The organism is Ensifer adhaerens (assembly GCF_020035535.1).
Lineage (GTDB): Bacteria > Pseudomonadota > Alphaproteobacteria > Rhizobiales > Rhizobiaceae > Ensifer.
Genome location: NZ_CP083350.1, coordinates 1,187,751 through 1,209,042, shown reverse-complemented (window position 1 = coordinate 1,209,042; position 21,292 = coordinate 1,187,751). Strand labels below are relative to the sequence as shown.

Annotated in this window: 11 protein-coding genes; 4 read left to right on the top strand and 7 right to left on the bottom strand. The window is 56.2% G+C overall.

From position 1 onward, the window contains the following. Positions 1-168 precede the first annotated feature (168 nt). The 4 genes from LAC81_RS25880 to LAC81_RS25865 form a co-directional block, all read right to left on the bottom strand. Positions 169-9,936: a hypothetical protein gene (locus LAC81_RS25880; RefSeq protein WP_223729992.1), complete on the bottom strand. Its 9,768-nt coding sequence runs from the start codon at positions 9,934-9,936 to the stop codon at positions 169-171. 54 nt (positions 9,937-9,990) lie between these two features. Beyond that, positions 9,991-10,635 (bottom strand): hypothetical protein, encoded by a 645-nt coding sequence (locus tag LAC81_RS25875; protein WP_223729991.1) that lies wholly within the window; start codon positions 10,633-10,635, stop codon positions 9,991-9,993. Between the two features lie 760 nt (positions 10,636-11,395). Then, positions 11,396-11,545, bottom strand: coding sequence for a hypothetical protein (locus LAC81_RS25870; protein ID WP_223729990.1), 150 nt, complete (start codon positions 11,543-11,545; stop codon positions 11,396-11,398). Positions 11,546-12,022: 477 nt separating this feature from the next. Beyond that, positions 12,023-12,247, bottom strand: a complete 225-nt coding sequence (locus LAC81_RS25865) for a hypothetical protein (protein WP_223729989.1) — start codon at positions 12,245-12,247, stop codon at positions 12,023-12,025. A 531-nt stretch (positions 12,248-12,778) separates the two neighbouring features. Between LAC81_RS25865 and LAC81_RS25860 the strand changes: the two genes are divergently transcribed. Further along, positions 12,779-14,164, top strand: a complete 1,386-nt coding sequence (locus LAC81_RS25860) for a hypothetical protein (protein ID WP_223729988.1) — start codon at positions 12,779-12,781, stop codon at positions 14,162-14,164. A gap of 772 nt (positions 14,165-14,936) precedes the next feature. Here the strand turns inward: LAC81_RS25860 and LAC81_RS25855 are convergent. Beyond that, complete coding sequence (locus LAC81_RS25855; RefSeq protein WP_223729987.1) at positions 14,937-15,767, bottom strand: alpha/beta fold hydrolase; 831 nt, start codon at positions 15,765-15,767, stop codon at positions 14,937-14,939. A gap of 13 nt (positions 15,768-15,780) precedes the next feature. Continuing rightward, complete coding sequence (locus LAC81_RS25850; RefSeq protein WP_223729986.1) at positions 15,781-16,875, bottom strand: alkene reductase; 1,095 nt, start codon at positions 16,873-16,875, stop codon at positions 15,781-15,783. Positions 16,876-16,958: 83 nt separating this feature from the next. Here LAC81_RS25850 and LAC81_RS25845 point away from each other — a divergent pair, with 83 nt between their 5' ends. The 3 genes from LAC81_RS25845 to LAC81_RS25835 all read left to right on the top strand — a co-directional run bounded on the left by LAC81_RS25845 (position 16,959) and on the right by LAC81_RS25835 (position 20,287). Next, positions 16,959-17,864 (top strand): LysR family transcriptional regulator, encoded by a 906-nt coding sequence (locus LAC81_RS25845; RefSeq protein ID WP_328717835.1) that lies wholly within the window; start codon positions 16,959-16,961, stop codon positions 17,862-17,864. A 231-nt stretch (positions 17,865-18,095) separates the two neighbouring features. Next, complete coding sequence (locus LAC81_RS25840; protein WP_223729985.1) at positions 18,096-19,016, top strand: LysR family transcriptional regulator; 921 nt, start codon at positions 18,096-18,098, stop codon at positions 19,014-19,016. Positions 19,017-19,183: 167 nt separating this feature from the next. Then, positions 19,184-20,287: an FAD-dependent monooxygenase gene (locus tag LAC81_RS25835; RefSeq protein WP_223729984.1), complete on the top strand. Its 1,104-nt coding sequence runs from the start codon at positions 19,184-19,186 to the stop codon at positions 20,285-20,287. A 113-nt stretch (positions 20,288-20,400) separates the two neighbouring features. On the opposite strand, the gene panB is transcribed toward LAC81_RS25835, so the two are convergent. Further along, complete coding sequence (panB, locus tag LAC81_RS25830; RefSeq protein WP_223730322.1) at positions 20,401-21,225, bottom strand: 3-methyl-2-oxobutanoate hydroxymethyltransferase; 825 nt, start codon at positions 21,223-21,225, stop codon at positions 20,401-20,403. Positions 21,226-21,292: the final 67 nt, after the last annotated feature.

The window sequence follows — 21,292 nt, the reverse complement described above, 5'->3', positions numbered from 1 at the left end:
CCGGTATCAGTTGCGACTGCGGCTGTCTCTGAGCCCTTTGGGCCTTGAGCGCCAAGTGGAGCGTTATCCATGAACGGGAAGCATCTGAATAAGAGGGTTTGTTAGGTGTGGTTGCCCGCCGATCGGCCTTTAGGACCGATCGGCGGGCAAGTGGGCAAGCCCAGGCGACTATGCTACCGCGGCTTGACGGCTCGGGCGGTAACCCACCTCCGCATCGCCGACGAGCGCTTTCGTCCCGTCCGCCTTCAAGTAGCTGCTGATGCCGGTGATCTGCGATCCATCGGCAAAGGCGCTTCCGCCGTTCATCGAAGGCACGAGTTCGATGATCCGGATGTCAGCTTCCGCAAGGGTTTGAAGCTCGCCGGCGTCGGTAAGCCCGTCCTGATTGAGATCCCGCCAGATACGGAACTCGCTCCAGCGAGCATCACCTTCATCGAGCATAAAGTTTCCGTTGGTGTCGAAGGCATGGCGCAGGCCCTCGAGATCGGTAACCACCTCTTGCTCGCCGTTGATCTCCTCCGGCGTCTTCCAAAGTGAGAAGCCCAGCTCCTTCGCCTGATCGATGAAGCCATCCCCGCCGGCACTGCCGTCAGCGGCCAAATCGATCGCCAACAGGCCATCCGTGGGCCCGGCCCAGCCGGTCAAGTCGCGGACGCCGTCCCCGTCCCAATCAAATCGCGGAGCCGAGGCGCCGGGGTCCTGATTAGGGTGAAATGGACGAAGATCGAGATGGTCATCGCGGTCGAGGTCGAGAACTACCGGACGGCTGATCCCGTCATAATAATCACCACGACCGCCACCGCCGGTGTTGTTGTTGTTCGACAGGTTTGCCGGACGGAACCGGTTTGCGGCGTATTCGGGATACATACCCAGGACAGTCCGATTGTCTGAACGAATGACCTCGTTGGACTTGGCGATCTGGTACGAATCCGCACTCGAACGCGGCCACTCGCGCGGAGACTTCAATCGCCACCAGTTTATCACGTCCCTGGCGGCGCGGCGCATTTCGTCGATCCGCGCGAGTTGCATCTGTGAAAACTGCTGATCGCTGATACCGGCGAGATCTGTCTGCGCGCGACCGTCGAATCTCTGGTAACCCGCAAACGGCGATCGCCCTTCGGCATATCCATTTACACGCCAATGCTCGAACGGATTGAGGCCGGCATTTTTGACGTCTGGGTTCTGCTGTAGGTAGTAATTACCATCAAACCAGGCGTTCGGCTTGCGGCCTTCTTTCCAACCGAACTGATTATAGTGCTCGATCGGCGGGGCATGCCAGCCGGCGGCGATATCAGGGTTGGCCGCGACGTAGAAGTCCGCGTCGAAGGTGGCAATTTGGCGGGCCGTCCCCTGACCATTGAATCGGAGTTCTTCAACCGACCCGTTGTCGAGCCTTTTAAGCTGCGCGGTTAGTGTTCCGGCGGCGTCAACATATTGTTCGAGTTGAGACCACGTCTCGGCATTGCCGGGATCCCAGAACTTCACATATCTCGAACTGTCGTTCTGATACGCCGCTTCCGACGTCAACGAGCCGCCGGCATTCTTGGTTTGGACGAAGCGCGCCCAGGGTTTGTTGTTATTGACGTTGAACGTCGTTGTTTCGGTGACCCCGTTATCGAACTCGTTTGCCTGCCACTCGAGCGCCCCAGCGGCATTGTACACTTGCGTGATTTTGGTCCAGGTCTGCGTGTTCGCCGGATCAAACTGATAGACGTGCTTGGTGCCGTCATCGTTGAAGTTGGCCTGATTCAGAACGCGGCCGCTGCCGTCAATGTACTGCTCATACCGCGACCAGCCTTGGTTGTTCGCAACGTCATAATGGATGGTGTTGTGCGTGCCGTTGTCGTTGGTCTGATCGACAGAGGTGAGCTGGCCGGCCGCGTTATAGTTCTGCTGATAAAGCGACCAAGCTTGGGCATTTGTTGGGTCGTAGGTGTAGGTCGTCCGGGTGCCGTCGTCGTTGAAGTTTGTTTGGCTCAGGACCCGGCCAGCACTGTCCTTCAGTTGCTCATACCGCGACCAGCCCTGGCTATTGCTAACGTCGTAGTTGATCGTGCTGCGTGTACCATTGTCGTTGGCCTGGTCAACGAAATACAGCTGCCCGGCTGCGTTGTAGTAAGACGCTATTGTGGACCAGGATTGCGCACTGGTCGCATCAAAGTGGTCGACCCTCTTTGTGCCATCATCGTTGAAGACTGACGTCTGAGTGGTACGGCCCTGCGCGTCTATAATGTGCTCTCGCCGGCTCCAGGCTTGATTGGAGAGTGCGTCATACTCCGTCTTGCTCGTAAGTACTCCCGACGTGGAAAAGACTTGCGCCTCGTACAGCTGACCACCGGGCGAACGGAAGTAGAGATCCGTTCGCGTCCCGTTGTCCTGGAACTGCTTTTCAAGCGTTTTCACGCCAGCAGCATCGAAAGTCTGCTCGGCCCGTGACCAACCGTTTTGGCTCGCAACATCGTAGACAACAGCGCTCGTTTTCTTGCCCGCCGTATCGTAGAAAGTCTTCGACAGCAAGCTGCCGCTGGCCGTGTAATTCCGGGTTTCATAGACAACCCCGCTTGGCGACCGATAGAAGAATTCGGCGCGAGTGCCATCATCCCCGAACTGCTTCTCAACTGTCTTCACTTGAGCCGCATCGAACGTCTGCTCGACGCGTGACCAGCTCGCCTGGTTGCGAGGGTCGTAAACGACGGCATTCGTTCGGACACCGGCGACGTCATAGAAGGTCTTCGAATCCAAGTTGCCATCGGCGCCAAAGTTCTGAGATTCGTACTGTTTCCCACTTGGGGACCGGTAGAACACTTCTACGCGCGTCCCGTTGTCATTGAACTGTTTCTCGATCGTCTTCACCCCTGCTGCATCAAAGGTCTGTTCGACGCGCGACCAGGCATTCTGGCTGAAGGGATCGTAGATGACGGCGCTCGTCTTGATGCCGGCAGTATCGTAGAACGTCTTTGATAGCAGGGTGCCGTTCGAAGCAAAATTCTGCGCCTCGTACGGCTTGCCGCTTGGCGACCTGTAGAAGATCTCAGCGCGCGTGCCATCGTCGTTGAATTGTTTTTCGAGTGTCTTGACGCCAACGGGATCGAAGGTCTGCTCGACGCGCGACCAGATTTGCTGGTCGAGCGGATCGTACAGGATCGTGCTCGCTGTTTTCCCCTGAGCGTCAAAGAGTGTCTTCGAAGTCAGCGCGCCAGCAGCGGTGAAAGTCTGGACTTCCGTTACCTTCCCGGTCGTGGGATTGAAGCGATGCTCCTGGGTCGTCCCATCATCATGGAATTGCTTCTCAAGTGTTTTTGCACCGGTCTGATCGAATGACTGTTCGACCCTTGACCACGGGTTTTGGTTAAGCGGATCGTATAGAACCGTGCTGGTCGGCTTTCCCTGTACGTCGAAGACGGTCTTTGACGTCAATGACCCGTTAGCGGCAAACGTCTGGACTTCCGTAATCTTTCCGGTCGCCGGATTGAAGCGGTTTTCCTGCCTGGTGCCGTCGTCGTTGTATTGCTTCTCAAGCGTTTTAGCGCCGGTCTGATCGAATGTTTGCTCGACACGAGACCATACGGACTGGTTGAGAGGATCATACAGGACCGTGCTCGTCGGCTTGCCTTGTGCGTCGAAAGCGGTCTTTGATGTCAGTGCGCCGTTGGCAGCGAAGGTCTGGACATCCGTGATCTTGCCCGTTGTCGGATTGAAGCGGTTTTCCTGCGTGGTCCCGTCATCGTTGAACAGCTTTTCGAAGGCCTTTACACCTGCGGAATCGAATGATTGTTCGACGCGCGCCCAGGATTTCTCGTTCAACGGGTCAAGAAGAACCCCACTGACCTGGGTGCCATCGGTGCTGAATTCCGCCGTCCAGAGGAGCTCGCCGCTAAAGCCATCAAAGCCGCACTTCGTCGATGAACCGTCAAGCCTGAACGTGTGCTCGGAAAGTTTACGGCCCTGCGTATCGGTGACGATTGTCAGTGTCCGACGGCCCAACGCGTTAACCTCGTTCCGCGTTGTTTGGCGCAACGAACCGTCGCTACCGTTCTCGATGATCGTGTGCGTAACGGATCCATCCGACCGTTGGAAGCTGGTTTCAACTCGGTCGTCCCTGCCGTCATTGTTGGCATCTTTCTTCAGGATCGTTGTATTGCCATCGACAGTGACGGTGGACAGACCTCTGGCAACGACATTACCGCCACTATCCCGCTCGGTGATGGCGGTCACGACGGATCCATCGATCTGCGTTCGTGACGACGCAAAGTGCTCAAAGGTTCCGTCGCCGTCGTAGTCAGACCGCATTGTTCGAGTGAGCCCATCGCTTGCGACGGTCAGCTCAGTCTTGGCGGCAATTGCCTGAGACCAGTACACATCTCCCTGTGTGAGGTATTTGGCGCTACGGGCCTCAGCATTGCTCGTCGTTGTGACGACAGTCTCACCCCTGATATCGGTGACAGAGACTTCGTTCACGTCGGCAACGCCATCTCCGTTGAGATCACGGGCGATCGTACGGGTCGAACCGTCCGCACTTGTTCTAGTATGTGTGCGCGATGCGGCGACGCCATTTCCTCTAGTGTCGACGGCGACGCTTTCATAGCTTCCGTCGGCATTGAAGTTCTCAGTCAGAAGGCGGCGACGGTCAACGCTGCCACCCGCGTCCTCATCCCAATCGATCGACGTCGTTCGGCCATCCGCGGCGGTCAAAACGGTAGTGACGCCAAATTTCGCGCCATTGTCAGCAAAATTGGCGATCACCGTCCTCTTGGAGCCATCGACTGCCTGAGAACGGGTTTCGACCTGATCGAAATCTCCGTCACCCTCGGTGTCCCGCTCGATTTTGATTTCAAGTCCGTTGCCGGATACGGTAGTCCTTTGCTGCTCACGCAGCTGATTGACCGCGTTGAACACCGACCGCGTTTCGACAACTGTGCCGTCGGCGAGAACGACTTTGTTGGATCGCAGTGTCCGGTCCGCCTCGGCTCCAGCATGGCTTCGCTTTTCTTGCGTTGTTGCCGTAAGCCCATCGGAGCTGGTCGTTGTCGTGCTGGACGATAGCGAGATGCCGGCCTCGAAAGCCTGAACGGTCCGCGTCGTCGTTCCGTCGAGATTAAGCGTGGTCGTGTCCGATAGATTTTCATCGATCGATCCATCGCCATTCAGGTCCCATTGCTTCGTCTTCACTAGGCCATTGGCGCTCGAACTCGACAGGTAGCGAGCGCGAAGCGAGGCCCCATCGAACTGGCTGACTGTCTCAGCCGAAGAACTATCGGCATTCAGCTGAACAACCCGGTTGCGCGAACGCTCGAAAGCACCGTCTCCGTTCACGTCCCACTTTTCTTCGACAGCGAGCCCATCCCAGGAACTGTTCGACACGCTCCTGGCGCGTGCGACAAGGTCGGCTCCGTATTCCGTGATGGTTTCGGTTTTGCCACCATCGGCCTTGAGGACGGTAATCGACTGGAAGCGTTGGTCGGCCGTGCCGTCGCCGTCTATGTCAAGTTCCGTCGTCTTCGACATACCGTTCGCGCTGATCGTCACTGTCCTTCGTGCACCGAGAGCGATGCCATCCACTGCGAGATCATCGTAAGTCGTCACCAACGATCCATCAGCCTGCAAGACGGACTTTGCCACCTGGTCGATAGTTCCGTCTCCGTCGATATCGCGAGTGGTGATGGTCGTGCGCTTGTTCCCGCTGACCGAGTTAATGGTTTTGCTTTCAAGTACGCCGTCGCCTTTTCGCATGACGACGGTATCGACTACGCTTCCATCGTCGGCGTAGACGCGGCTTTCGGTCGCCGTTCGCGAGGTAGTCGTACCATCACTGCGCCATTCAGTCGTCTTTTCGACACCACCTCGAAGGACCTTGGTAATAGTCTCAGATTTGCGCGAGCCGTTTGCGTGGTACTCGGTGATCCGCTCTTCGACCGAACCGTCCGACTTTAGCGCTTTTGCAATCTCCAGCTTGCGATCGACAGTGCCATCACCATCGAGATCGACTAGCTGCGTCGTCGAAAGACCATTCGCGGATACCCTCGTGGTCGCTCGTGAGGAGAGCGTCGACTGCGTGCCGTTCCTTTTGAACGTCGAGACGGTTGTCGTAGTGCCGCCGCTCATCTCTACCTGTGCGGAGACGGTGCGATCATCAAATCCATCACCGTCCGAGTCGACAGAAGCGCTGCTGGTATTGCGATCGCTCGCGGTAATCGTTGTCGTCTTCGACAGAAGTTGGCCGGCCCCGTTTGTAGCAGAAACTGTGTTCGTCGCAGAAAGATCGCCAGCAATCACGGTCTGATCCGAGATCGTTCGTTCTGCATTCCCGTTGCCGTCTGCGTCAACCACCGTCGTCTTGATCAAGCCACTCGCGCTGACCGTCGTTGTTATCGAACCGTCGACCGAACTCGAAATCGTTCGCGTCCTTGAACCATTTGCATTGAGAACCGTGGTATCGCTTCCGCGGAGATCGACGATGCCGTCGCCATTGCGATCTCCGGTGCTCTCTGACGTAAGGCCGTTTCCGCTGATTTTTGTGGTCGATTTCGATAGCAGTTTCCCGTTGCCTGCAAACTGAGCCAGGCTCTGGATTCTGCTCCCGTCGGCATTGATCTGGGTGTCCTCTGTCGTCGTCAGGTCTGTCGAACCATTACCATCCGCGTCGACGTCAGTGGTCGACCTGAGACCGTCCGCACTGCGGGTCGAGGAAGTCCGTTGGATTGTTGATCCGGCCGCAAGCAGAGACGAGACGACACTTTTGCGTCCATCCAGGTGGTTGACGGAGACCTGCTGGCGATCGGTCTGTCCGTCCCCGTCGGCATCCTCGAGCATCGTCAATGTCTTCCGATCAGCACTAACGGTGGCCTCAACGCTAGAAAGCTTTGCCCCCTGGTTAGAATGAACGGTCGTGCGTTTCGTGCGGCTACCGTCCTGTTGGACGACGTTGACTTCCCGTGTCGACCGCTCGTAGCGATCGTTTCCGTCGATATCGGTCATGAGGTCGGTTGTTAGGCCGTCGGCAGACACAGTTCGGATCGTCGATCCGGTGACACCAGCAGAGGGACCGAAACCGGAGCGACTTGTGATCCACGTTATCCGTTCACCGTCATCGCCGGACGTTGTCGTTTGCTCAACAAATGCTTCAAAGACACCGTCTCCGTCCCTGTCCAAACTAGTGGAAAGCCGCGAACCATCATTGAAAGCCGTAATGGATTCGGTAGCTATGACGGCACCAGCGCGATTGAACATCTGCGTCGACGTCGTAGTTTGCTGGGTGGACGAAACGACTTGGACCCTTCGATCGGGTTTGCCGTCTCCGTTCGAATCTTCGACAATTAGCCGGGTTGCGCCGCCCGGTCCTACTACGCTGGTGCTGCTGTACTTGTCCGCAGGTCCCCTTCTTGAAACGGACTCGTATCGGAATCCATTGCTATCCCAACTGGTTTCGGACGCCCGGCTTTCGAAAACACCATCGCCATCGCGATCGAACTGCAGCGACTTCTGCTTGCCGTCGAGATTCGTGAAAGTTGAACCGCTGGAACGCAGAGTGCCATCTTCGTTAAAGATCTCGGTCGTCGTAGTATAAAATCCTTCCCCGACCTCCGTTGTGATAACTTGACGTTCGTCGAAGCGGCCGTCGCCGTTGCTGTCAATGTCAATGGTTTTCAACTGCCCATTCGCTGAAGTCACTTCGACTGACTTGCTCAGCAGCGTCCCGTCGTCGCTCGCCTCGGTGACGGTGCTGGTCCGAGTGCCGTCCACGGCGACAATGGTCGCTTCGGTTCGCACAAAATGGTACACGCCGCCGCCGGTCAGATCCGTGCTGGTCGTTTTCGACAAGCCGTCTGTTGAAGCATCCATGACGATACGCGTGAGTACCGCGCCACTCGCGCTCAGCACTTCGACGGTAGTGGACGTCGATCCGTCGGCATTTGATTTGAATATTTGACGTTTATCGGTGACACCGTCGCCATCGAGATCCAGCAGTGTCGTGACTAGGCGCTTATCAGCTCGAGTGGTCGTTGTCGTACGATCCGTAAGAGAGCCGTCAGCCGCAAAGTTCGATACGACAGTCGTCCTCGAATTGTCCGCCGCAACAGTGAGAGCGACGCTCTGCTGACGATCGTAGGTGCCATTCCCGTCGTCATCGAATTTGGTGATCGTAGTGGCCCTATCGGCGCTAACCGTTATCAATTCACGGAACGCGAGCACACCGGCCTTGTCGAAGCCCGAAACTTCGCTCGTCGTCGAGCCGTCGGCATTGGCGACGCTGTTGCGCTTGATAGCGTAACTTCGAGAATCAGACGCGAGAATCGCGTCCCCAACTGCCCCCTGAGTTCCATCTGTTCGCGTAAAAGTCGTGGTTCCGGTAATTGCCGAACCATCACTGAAAACGCGACCGGTCCCCGTCGGTGTTAGGTCGATCGACTCGATTCCAAGCGACGACAACGAAACGAGTTGATCGTCGACCATGACTTTGAATTCGTTCCAACGAGCGTCTCCGGCATCAAGTTTGCCGTTACCGTTCGTGTCGAATACGCTTTTCAGCGCTGCCAGATCTCCGCCCGCGCCCGGATTCCAGTGCGTAAACGCAAACTCCCTCTCTTCAGTGACCTTGCCATCTCCACCGAGGTCGATGACCAGTATGCCATTGCCAGCACCGGCCCACGCCGTCCGACGTTCATAACCATCGCCATCAGTCTCCACAAATTTAGATGACGAAGACAGCGGATTGATATCGAGGCCATTGCCGGCGAGGTCAAGTAGGACCGGGACGCCTACTTCCGAGGTCCCATTCCCCCGCTCGCCTCGCGTAATGTCGCCACCGCGGCCCCTCGTATCGCTCTTGCCGGTCGGGCTACGGCCCGGTCCGTTCCCGCGATAGGAGCCACCGCCGCCATAGCCGTTGCCCTTGGCGGTATCACCAGGGCTGTTTCCACGATCTGGTCTAGCACTCGGTGTAGGCCCCTCTGAAGGAGTTCTAGCGTATCCACCTGAAGACGAATGCCCGGCGCCCGAGGACGCCTTTCCGCCACTGGACGGTGCTCCGGCAGTTCCGCCACCCTGAGCACTCGAAGGCCCTCGGTCATAATGCCCCGCACCGTAGCCGTTGCTGGCGCGGTCGTTACGATCTTCCCCTCGCAAGCCACCAACACCTAAACCACCACCCGCACCCGCCAACGGGCTGCCAGTTGTGATATCCGGCCGTAGCTCCTCGGGGCGGCTCTGGGGCAATTCTGGGGGTTTTACCGGCTGGATGTTCGACGGAGCTACTACTCCGGGGGAGAGTATTTGCTCAAAAGTCCCCGGTGTGACGACACCCAAAGACGACGAAACTGGTTCTATGCCTACAGGGGTCCCAACATCCCCCCATCCCGACACCGCCGGAACAGCAGGGTCGTAACTAATCGGCGCATAGGGCACAATGCTTGAGTTATCCGGGACCGGCGTCGTGCCGGGCGCATCCCACGGGGTGTGTTCAAGACTTTGGCTTGGCGCAGGTGCGACCGAGGGACTAGGTACGAACTCGGGAGGAAGGAAGCGCTCGTATTCACCAATAGGCTGAACTGGATGCCCTTCAGTAAACTCGGGCGTAAGGACACCTCCATTCTTCAGATAATAGTAGTGGCCTATCATCTCGGCTTGCGCTTCAAGCCCCATTCCGAAAAAAGAAGTTCCATGAAATACTTGGTTGTAGTCGTAGCTCGAGCTATTCAGTACGTTTTTAGGGACATCGTAGCCATTTTGATGTTGCCAGACGTGAGCGAGCTCATGAATAAATTTCTGTTGGATACCGATATGCTTTATTGCTGAGAAGTCAGGAGAGTATCCTTGTGGGTAATATATGTTTCCGTCGGGAGCATGCGGCCGTCCATCGATAGGGCCTAGCCACCATCGATGGTCGAAAATCCGGATCCTGCTATAGTCAATTTCGTTTCCGAAGATGGTGCGTGCCATCTCAATTTCGCCGGCCGTAAGAGTACGTTCTGCCATAGTCAAACCTTTAAAACATCACAAATATGGACGAAAACAAGATTTTGGGCTGTTTTGGGCAATAGTTCGATCGACCGCTTCTCGATACACTGAGAACGCGGGTACAATTCCGAGCCCCATTGCTTGGTTGACGCAGCGCTCTCCGGCAACTGCGGAGTCTACTCGCTCAAGACAAATTCCGAGCTTCTCGATCGAACGGGGATCGACTGCGTTGACGATCTTGTACTCCATTCGATTTTCGTTTGGCGCTACGACGGTGATCCGATGTGGGCCGGCGGCCCATTGAAGCGCGATCTTCATATTCAACGTGGAGCGATGCTTGGGGGCGGCCGCGCCATAGACGGCTAGCGCGAGAGCGTTGGCATACTGCTTTTCTTCGTTGCCAAACCTTGTGTCGCGATCAGGTAAAAGCACCCCCCCCAATTGCATACTGTTTGCAAGGTCCACCAAGGCTTCGCCATCGCCTTCCCGGGCCATAGGCCAAAGCAGTTTCCAAGACTGTTCGCATCGGCGCTCACTCATTGCGAGCGCTTCCAGCTTGAATCGCTCCTCGCGATTTTCCGGAGACCCACTCTCGCCTGACAACCCTAAGTCATTTGTGCATCCATTGAGAGCCAAAGCCAGGCCCATAGCGGCGATAGCAGTGAAGCCCTTCGTTTTCATGCGTTCCAACTCAAATCTGAACGCCTGACACCCGACGTGCCATGTCAGTAATCTCATCGTCCCGCTTCACCTGCAGTGCTAACTTACCCTTTGACTTGATGCGCAAGAATTTCATCCTTTCATCAACCCGCGTGTGGGAACGCAGCGGTCTTTCGTCGATCCAAATAATTTGGAAGGGACCGCTAAGCCCCTCAAGGCACAGGTTAGGGCAATATGAAAAAAACGCATAAGTTGCAATGGGCGACGCAGAATAATCCAAATAAATCGATGCATTTAGGTCGCGTAACGGCACCCAATAATATTACTTATTGTTCCTTTGCTTCAATCTTTCGGCGGAGCCCTTGGAACGACGCGTTGTGAAGTAATGCCGTGATCGTTGCCGCACGAGGCGGAGACATAATGGGCATCCCCTAAACTCCTGAACCGGTCACCCAAAAAACATATAAAGGCTCGCTTGCGAAGGTATCGCGCCGGAGCGCGATTGACACACTCAATCTGTTCTTTAGCCTTAACTGGGAATCCCCTGTATAATCCAAAAATACGACATTAACTTTTACGGAAACGTATCTTACAGAGCATTATCAATGCGCATAGGTAGAAAACGTAAATGAATACGCCACACTTTACCAAATTAACCTCGACACTAGAAAGAATAGACATCCTGAAATTGGAGTATGTATCAGACATTGGGTCTAACGATGCATAGATGCCCAGGCAGAAAATCAAAATAAACGGCAAAATGCTGCCGCCTATGTGGTAGTCACGGACGCGATTGAAGCTCACGGTCGCAGGCGAGATCCTTTTCCGCCATGGGCAGCGCGGCGCGTCCCCAGGGAAAAGCAAGGCGAACATCGAGGCGGCGCTGCACCGTGTCTTCGGCAGAACGCGTGATCTGGATGTCTGGGGTCAAGGGTGTCGAACTCACCGACTGGCAGGTCGACTTCACCGCAAAATTTCGTCTCTCAGACGCAGGTAGTTTATGCGTTCGACGCAATATCGAGCCTAAGCGCGCAACGAGAAGGCGCTCCGGGCGTCTGTCGCCGAGATCAACTCTTTGCCCGCAAAACTCAAGCGCTGATATCTAGGCAGTGCCGATGCGACATTGGCATTTCACGGCGTCTGGGACCGCGGATCGAGAAGGTCTACGAGACTTTCGAGACGCGCAACGACAAACTGAACACACCGAACGGACGTTGGAAGATTTCACTTGTACGAGCGCTCCGGGCTATGTCGGCTTCACCTAAGGACAGCGAACCGCCGCTGCCCCATCTGGGATTTAACAAGGTAGCCCGGATCGATCGTCAGTTTGCGATAGTAGGCGCCGAGGTTGTCCTCGGGTTCCGGCTTGCAAGGATACCCTCGGACATCGCGCGCAGACGACGACGACTCAAGGCTCGTTGGCAGCCGTTAGTTTCCTGCGCGCGTGAATGAACTGTTCGACGTCATTATCATACCAAGTATGGGGATACTTGATGTCCCAAAGAAGATTACTCAAAGGCTTCGCGCCCTTGTTTCCGTATCCCAGGTTTTCCAACGGAAGCGTGAGCAGCAGAGGGTCGATGAGAATCTTCAGTTGGGCTGAGCGGCTGACTTGATGCAACACGGAAAGCATGGCTGCATAGGTCTTGAAATTAAGTGACGCGGCGATCGCCTCATCAAGGTGCGATGACTTGACCTGTGGGTATCGACGACGCAGAGTTGTCTTAAGAGCGCCGATGTTTCAGCGGGAAAACCGGACGGGTGGGAGCATGAGACGATCCAACGTTCTCGGTCGAAGTCTGCCGATTACACTTCGACCTTGTGAACAGGGTCGTCGTCAAAAAACGTCTCTTTACCCTTCAACCCGGCAGCAGGTTTGGTGAGATCCCAACACCAAGTAATATACGTCAACCACTCGCTCCTCAAGAGCGAAGCTACCGCTCCACAACGTGGTACGGTTGTGAGAGTTGTATTCCTCCGAATTGCCTAGCCCGCGTGTACGCATCGGCATAGGAACACGCAAAGACATACCCAATCAGGTGCACATCGCACGGAGCCTGCGGCGCAGGAACTGCGAACAAGCGTTCGAAGCAAAGAACTACTTTGGGCACCCACACAGAAACCGTGGTATGACGACGAGTGATTTGATGATTTTGACAACGCCATGGAAAATCAGTTGCAACAGCCAATCCGCGAACATCATTTTTACGTCTCAATTGCAAAATCGCTGTTTCACCATCCTCAGCACGGTATCGTGGCTGTTCGCGATCCGATGCGGCTGACCGACGCCAAACGGCGCGGGCTGGACTCCATCGTGCTTTACGGGCTCACCGTTGCCGGCCTGCCAATCCGCTGGTTGACGTTCTCCACCGTCGGGCAGCGCAAATCGTTGCGCGAAGTGCTTCAAACAGGATGGAGAAACGCCGAGGGTTTGCGTGGGCCGCCAGATATTCTGCGTGTGAACCGCTATGTTGCACAGGCAGATCCGTCGCTGGCAGAGGATCTGGCCGAGGTCGGCGTCCGGCTTGAGGTTGCCGACGCCAAGGATAAGACAGTGGCCGCATCGTTGCGCTCGGCCCAGGATATCTCCGGATGGTTGTCGAAAAGGAACGCGCCGGTCGATCCGTCTCTCGCTGCGTCCGTCGACGCCCTTTGTCGCGACGCGCACGAAGATCACGATTGGCGAGCAGGTCGTGGTCCTCGCGGGCTCAGCAATCGAAAGCTCGAGGACAACATCGAGCGATGGTTGGAATTGCCGATGCGACGGCCGGCTGGGGGTCTCCTCGAAAAGGTGGAGTGGGAAGCCGGTCCGTGGCTGTCGTCATGGGAGGCTTCACTCCCACCCGATCGGGACCGCTATTTCAAACACGACGGTGTTACCGGCAGGATGTGGCTGCATTCGGGAGAGGAGCCATCGGAGGACGTAGATGACGATGACGACATCACGACGTACGACGAGTATGACAACCTACCCGAAATCGCCAAGAATCTGGTCGCCTGCTGGCCCAACCCACCGAAGGAGATCGCCGCCACCGCCGGGTTGACCCTGCGACACCTCCAGTGGTTTATCTCGGAGCGCTCCAACCTGGACCGGTCGGCACGCTACGCCCTCGAACGTATGTTGGGCATCGAATATGACGAACGGGTGGGTTGCTACACGCCTGCGGGTCCCTACGTTCTGGTCGCGAGGAAGGCTCAGGCGCTCGAAGCGATCTATCAAGAGATTTCCGGCGGTGGTGATGCCTGCCCCTGCGAGATCGTACCCGCCCAAGGACAGGCAGATCCGAGCTGGAGATACGTCCTGTTCAATGCGTTTGGGAGACCGCCGACCCTCGTCATGGCGCCTCGTGGAGAGGCGATCACGGAACGCCTTCCCGACCTCCTCATGAACTACGAGGGCATCCGGCCGGTCGCCCCCGCATTGTATCGGGATGTTGTTTCCACCTGCGCCCGCGCTTGCCTGAAGCCAGCGGCCAATACCCGGGAGATGCAAGCTTTTGCAGAGCGCCATGAGCGGGAATGGACCGATTGCGCGTGGCTGCCGGACTGAATTGCCTTATTGCAGTTGAGCCCAGATGTCTGATCGCGTTCGAAACCAGCCCCGATTTGTTTGCACGGCACGATGTTGAACGCATCGCTACCCGCAGCCGTACATCTCGATGTCGGCAGCGACCCACATGGAGAGAAGCAACGTGCGTTTGGCCGGTCCACCTGCGTTAGACAACATACGCCCCGCCAACAAACTTGGCACCTGCGGCTTTGGCTCGACGCACAATGGGCCGCCGGAAGGCGAAACGGAACTGAACTATGGCGGTTTTTGAGAATATAGGGCTTTCGCGGTTCGCGCCGAGTCGTAAGTGAATGGGCTACACGGCGGAAGCGGGCCGACGAGGCGGACGCGGATACGTTGACCCGCACTCCCTCCGCCAGGACGATCGCTCGCCACTCAGCAACCAACCGAGACAACCTGACGAAATCCGAAACCGTCACCATCGCGCGATCGAAAACGGCGGCCCGCTGCTCATTGCGGCTCGGGATATAATTTGCCGACTTCCATGTGATGGTTCGGCAAAAAATGGAAAGCCAACTCATACCGTGAATCGACCGCGCCCAAGACAGTCTGGTCACATCCTTTGGCAACGGCGTAGCGAAAGATCATTAAGGCGGTTCGAGCGGCTATCGTCTCACGCTGGTCCAATGGGCAGACCGAAGGGCAGATTACCCAAGCTAACTGAAAGCTGGGCCAACCAACCAGGTAGATTCAAGTTTCCGAGCTTCAATACGAAGCGCTGCCCGTTGTCCTTGGGCAGCGCTTCGACTAATCAGCTATTTTTCGAAGCCAAGAAGTTCAGAAGTTCCGCGTTGACCGCCTCGCGATGCGTAATCGTCAACGCATGCCCTTGCCCTTCGAACTCGACGTACGTGGCGTCCCGGATAAGCTTGGCAGCAGCCCGCCCGCTGATCTCAACCGGCACTCCCTTGTCGTTATCTCCGTGCAAGATAAGCGTGGGAACATCGATCGTCGCCAAGTCCTCACGGAAGTCTGTGCTGAACCACGCCTCGGCTGCATCAAGCGTGGCTTTTCGCGAGGCGGCCATTGCTTGATGCATAAACCAGCCGCGACTGGCTTGTGCGATTTCTTCTGCTTTTCCTTCCAACTCCATTAGCCCGGTGGCAAACTGCGAAAGCGTGGTAAACCGGTCTTGCCGCAGTGAGTCATGCAGAGGCTGAATTGCCGTCCGCTCTATGCCGGAGGGGTTGTCAGATGTCCGCATGAGAAACGGCGTCACGCCAGAGATGATGGCTGCTTGAGAAACCCTGGAACTTCCGTGACGTCCAAGGTAACGCGCAACCTCCCCGCTTCCCATTGAGAAACCGATCAAAGCTGCATCCCAGACTTCCAAATGCACCATAAGATCAGCGAGGTCATCCGCCAGTGTATCGTAGTCGTAGCCATACCATGGTTGATCGGAACGACCGAATCCACGACGATCATAGGAGATCACTCGGAAACCCGCGTTGACGAGGGCATCAAGTTGATATTCCCAACTGTCTGAGGATAGCGGCCAGCCATGTATCAACACCACCGGACGTCCGTTGCCCACATCGTTGTAGTAGAGTGAGGTTCCGTCGCGTGTCTGCATGAAGGACATGGCGTTTCCTCTACTATTCGGCCGCTTCCAGAGTGGGATAGTCGGTATACCCTTCCGCTCCGCCGCCGTAGAACGTGGTATGATCAGCTGTATTGAGCGGGGCGCTACGACGCAGACGTTCGACAAAATCCGGATTAGCCAAAGCCCAACGACCTACAGGAACAACATCTGCCAGACCGGCTTCCACATCCATGCCAATATCTTCGATCGGCCGGTTGGGGCGGATAACCAGGAGCGTGTTAGGCCACAGCGCCCGGATATCGCGCAAAAGCTCCTCGTTGCCACTGTGCACTACGTGCAAGTAAACCAGGTCAAGCTTCGCAAGTTCTGCGGTGAGATAGCGATAGAGCGGAGCATAGGAATCGCCTTCGTCAATGCTGCTCAGTCGCGAACCAGGAGACAACCGAATTCCGGTGCGGTCGGCACCAATCTCCTTTGAGACTGCTTCGGCAACTTCGAGAGCAAAGCGCGCACGATTCTCGATGGACCCACCATAGGCATCCGAACGAGTGTTTGTGTTTGGCGAAAGAAATTGTTGAACGAGGTACCCATTTGCACCGTGGATTTCGACGCCGTCAGCACCTGCCTCGACCGCCTTGGCGGCAGCACGGCGAAAGTCCGCGATCGTGTCGCGAATGCCTGCCTCTGAAAGTGCCTGCGGAACCGGAACCTCGAGCAAGCCACTGTTTGTGTACATTTTCTCCTCGGGTCGAACAGCAGACGGCGCAAGCGGAACGCGATCGTGCGTCCGGTTGCTGGGATGCGCCATCCGTCCCGCATGCATAAGCTGAATGAACAAATGTCCTCCTTTTTCGTGCACTGCCGTCGCAACCTTCGACCACCCAGCGACATGGGCGTCGGAATAGATGCCTGGCGTGTTAGGAAACCCCTGACCGTCGGCGGAGGGTTGCGTGCCTTCGGTGATCAAAAGGCCGAGCGAAGCGCGTTGAGAATAATATTCAGCGGCATGCGGACCTGGCGTTCCATCTGGCAAGGCACGGCTGCGGGTCAACGGCGACAGTGCCAATCGGTGGCCGAGTGACATCCGGCCCACGGTAATCGGATCCCAAATCGTGGTCATGTGGAGTTCCTTTGAATGAGTTGTCATGCTGCGGTTTCCACCGCGATTTCAAAATACATCGTTGCAAAAACAAGGCACAGATCCGATAATTGAAACAGATAGGATCAAATATGAAACACATGGACCTGGATGGGCTCAAAGATTTCAATCTCGTCGCGCTGCATGGCAGCTTCGGCAGAGCAAGTCGCGTTACTGGACGGTCAAAGGCCACCCTCTCCCGGCGTGTTTCGGATCTGGAGGCCTCATTGGGTGTACGCCTAATAGAACGAGGGAGTCGTGGTCTGCGCCTCACAGAGGAAGGAAGCCAACTCCACGAACGTACCCTCCAACTGCTGAGCGAAATCGAGGAAATCGCCGGAGGGCTCTCAACCGGACATGCGCAACCGAGGGGGCACCTCCGTGTGACTGCGCCGATTCTGTTCTCGCACACTCATTTGCCCGCGGTCGCGACCGCATTCACGAAGCGGTATCCTGCTGTTTCGCTCGAAATCTCAGCCGAGGATCGATTTGTAGATCTGGTGCAAGAAGGTTTTGACATAGCGATACGTGTCAATCCTCGCCCCGATGACGCCCTTGTAGGACGTTGTTTCGCTCGCGACGAGATGCTCATCACTGGTACACCAGAATACTTGCGCACCTTCAAGGAAGGGGGCGAACGCGTTCGGCTGCCGTCGGTCGAGATGTCGCTCGCTCAAACTCCTGCACCTTGGCTTGTTAACTGCGACGACAAGGTCCGCCTTATCGAGCCCGACGTACGATTGCGCTTGTCGTCTCTGCTGATGGTTCGCGACGCGGCTTGTGAAGGCGCTGGGGTTGCTATCCTTCCCCGCCTGATTGTCACTGATGACTTATCAGCCGGCAGGCTTGCTGTATTGGGCACCCTGCCCGATAGCGCCGTCGAGTATTGGGCGCTGCATCTTTCGAGGCGCTATGTTAGTCCCAAGGTGTCCCGCTTTCTGGCGGCCCTCAACGAAACCTTTGCGAGTGGAACTCTTCCCGACCTCCGAACCGGATAGCTCGCGTGCCGAAGATCTTCGAGGAAACAGCGGATCCATTTGCGACCGCGTGACGGTTGGGCACGACCTTTTAGTCCCGTACTGGTGGCGATCATGCTGATAATCGCCAAAGGGCTTCGCGTCTCTGGCGCTCTGCGGCAAAGCGGCGACATCAGGCAATCACAAGCCTTGGAATCCCGTTGTTATTGAGAGATGCTCTTTTTCATCAAAGAGAAAAGGTCCGAATTTAAGATGAGTGATCCGCTTAGCAGACTGAGCTGGGACGATCTACGGGTGGTAAAAGCCATCGGAGAACATGGCAGCCTGGCAACCGCTGCAGCGAGCCTCGGAGTAAACAACTCGACGATGTTTCGCCGGCTCGCTCAAGTAGAGGATGCGTTGAAAGTCTCCTTGTTCGACCGTCGGAGGACCGGTTACGTAGCGACTGACGCAGGCACCGAAGTCATCACGCTTGCTCAGAACATCGAGCTGGAAATAATCGGTGTTACCACCCGGTTTTCGGGCTCTGATGCCGGCTACGCTGGCGATCTTCGGATCACTACCAGTGATTCACTGGCATACAACCTGATAGTTCCAATCGTGGCTGACTTCCGAAGGGAAAACCCAGGAATACGCTGTGAAATCCTCATAGCCAACAGTCCCCTCAATCTGGCTCGGGGGGAGTCGGATGTCGCAGTTCGGGCGACTTCTTCTCCGCCGGAGAACCTCTTTGGACGAAAAGTCGCAAATATCGCCTGGGCGGTATATGCGCAGCGATACGCGGGCTTTGAATCTCGTACCTTGGAAAACCTTGTCCACGAGCAATGGGCCTCATTCACAGGGTCGCTTTCCCGCCTTAAGTCATCCAAACGTATTGAGGAGATCGTGCCTCATGAAAACATCACCTATCGAAGCGACTCTGTTTTATGTGTCGCAGCTGCAATCGAAGCCGGAATAGGAATCGGCTATCTTCCCTGCATGCTGGGTGATGTGAATAGGAATTTATCTCGCATCGGCAGCGTGGAACCCAGTTTGACTGACGAATTGTGGGTACTCACACACCCTGATATTAGGCGTTCGGGGAGAGTTTATGCATTCATGACATATTGCAATGAAGCGATATCCAAGCGCCGCAGCCTGATTGGGGGCACGGCACCCAACTTCACCAGATAAGACCCTGGTCGTACTTTGACTGACTGCAGGGTGGCTGACACGCGAGGTTAACCACTCGTTGAAATCATGTATGTGGTGATGGATTGAATAGTGACGGAAACGATGGCATAGGCGATATCTGCACGTATAACGACAGTTGGGCGAAGCCCCATTATCCGGGAAAGTCAATGAGAGTATTGATTGTAGGCGCGGGCATCGCTGGCCTCGCGGCCGCGCGCGCGTTCGAATTAAGGGGCATCAAATACGAGGTCGTCGAGCGGCGGGAGCGGCCACCCACTGAAGGAGCAGGTATCTTCTTGCTCGGAAACGCGTCGCGAGCGCTTGGCGATCTAGGACTGCTCGACGCTGTCACATCGATCGCCTATCCGATTACAGCACAGCGCATCCTGTCATCATCGGGGATTGTGCTAAACGACACAGCCACCGCGGCGGTTTGGGAGCATTGTGGGCCCTGCCTCTCACTCTCTCGCCAAGGCCTCATCAGCGTGCTTCAAAACTCAATAGATCCTGACGCCATCACCTATGGGGTCGAAGTACTCTCCACTAACGCCATTGGCGACAGCCGGACGGTTCAGTTCTCGGACGGACGGGAAAGGGATTACGATTTGGTAATCGGTGCCTCTGGGGTTAATTCCCCACTACGTGAGCGCATCTTCGGATCATCCCCTCGACAGATCGGGATTTCTTGTTGGCGAACCATAGTTCCGAGCAACGGAAAGATCGTTACGTGGACGGCGATGCTTGGACAAGGCCGCACCCTCCTCGGGATTCCGATAAGCGACACGGAAACATATGTTTATGCCGATTGCCCTTCGAACGAATTTGGCGACGGTTCTGTTGAGGTTCTGAAGCACCTGTTCCGTAGCTTTACTGGACCTCTTGGACTGATCGTCGCCAATCTCGACCCCACGACCCAAATCCACCGCGCTACCCTGCAAGAAATCCGCGCGCAGCGCTGGATAGCTGATCGTCACGTCCTGATCGGGGACGCTGCACACGCTTCATCCCCGAGCATGGCCCAAGGGGCGGGTATGGCGATTGAAGATGCCGTAGTTTTAGGTGAACTCATTGCGCGTGGCGGTCCTATGGCGGACATCCTGCAGCGGTTTCACGAGAACCGGATCGGCCGCGTTGAATGGGTTCAGAAGAAGGCACGATCACGAGACAAGCTTAGAGGCGGATCCAGCGCTTTACGGAACGTCGTCTTGCGGCTCTTCGGGAACGCTCTTTATCGACGCACCTACGAACCGCTAACCCGCCCGCTTCTGTAATGCTAGGCTGAACGGCGCTGGCTTTCCGAAACCAGCGTAGGTTGCCGAACGACACGGCTTGAGGACGTCTCGCGCCTTCTCCGTGCCATCTTATGTAATCTCGCGCTAAGGTCTCAATTACGGCGGGGGTGGAAAGTATGTTCCTTGGTCGGAAATAACCCCGCCTTCACTTCTGAGACGTACTCTTCGACCGCACTGGAAATGAGCGGGCTTATGTCTGCGAATTTCTTGACAAATTTCGGCGTGAAATCGCTGAAAAGGCCGAGCATATCGTCAGAAACAAGTATCTGTCCGTCGCAAGCAGGGGATGCGCCAATCCCGATTGTGGGTATATCAATCGAGCCCGTGATTTGGCGTGCTACTATTTCGACCGTGCCCTCTATCACTATCGCAAACGCTCCAGCCTCCGCTACAGACACCGCGTCTCGGCGGATCTTGTCTGCCTCAGATTCAGTGTGACCAAGAGAACGAAAGCTGCCGGCCACATTTACCATTTGCGGCATCAAGCCAACATGCCCAAATACTGGTATGCCTCGTGCGACGAGGAAGGCGATCGTTTCAGACATCTCCTCGCCACCTTCAAGTTTAATTCCATCGCACCCGGTTTCCTGCAGTAGCCGAAGCGCGTTTCGAAATGCCTGCTCTTTGCTTTCTTGATACGTCCCGAACGGCAAATCGACGATAACGCACGAATTCCGGACGCCTCGCATCACCGCGCATCCGTGGGCCGACATCATCTCAAGAGTGACCGCGACAGTATTCTTCATGCCGTACAAGACCATCCCCACGGAGTCACCGACCACGATCAAATCGCAATGCGGATCAATCAATTTTGCAGTTGGCGTCGTGTAGGCCGTCAGACAGGCGATCTTCGACTGACCTTTCATTTGGCGAATTGACGCTGTAGTCAGCCTCTGCTGCGGCACGTGAGAACTCAAATCATCAACCTCGGTGTGGACTAGGAACAATGGATGGGGCGGCCCGTCGTGAAGAACGCGCCGCCGG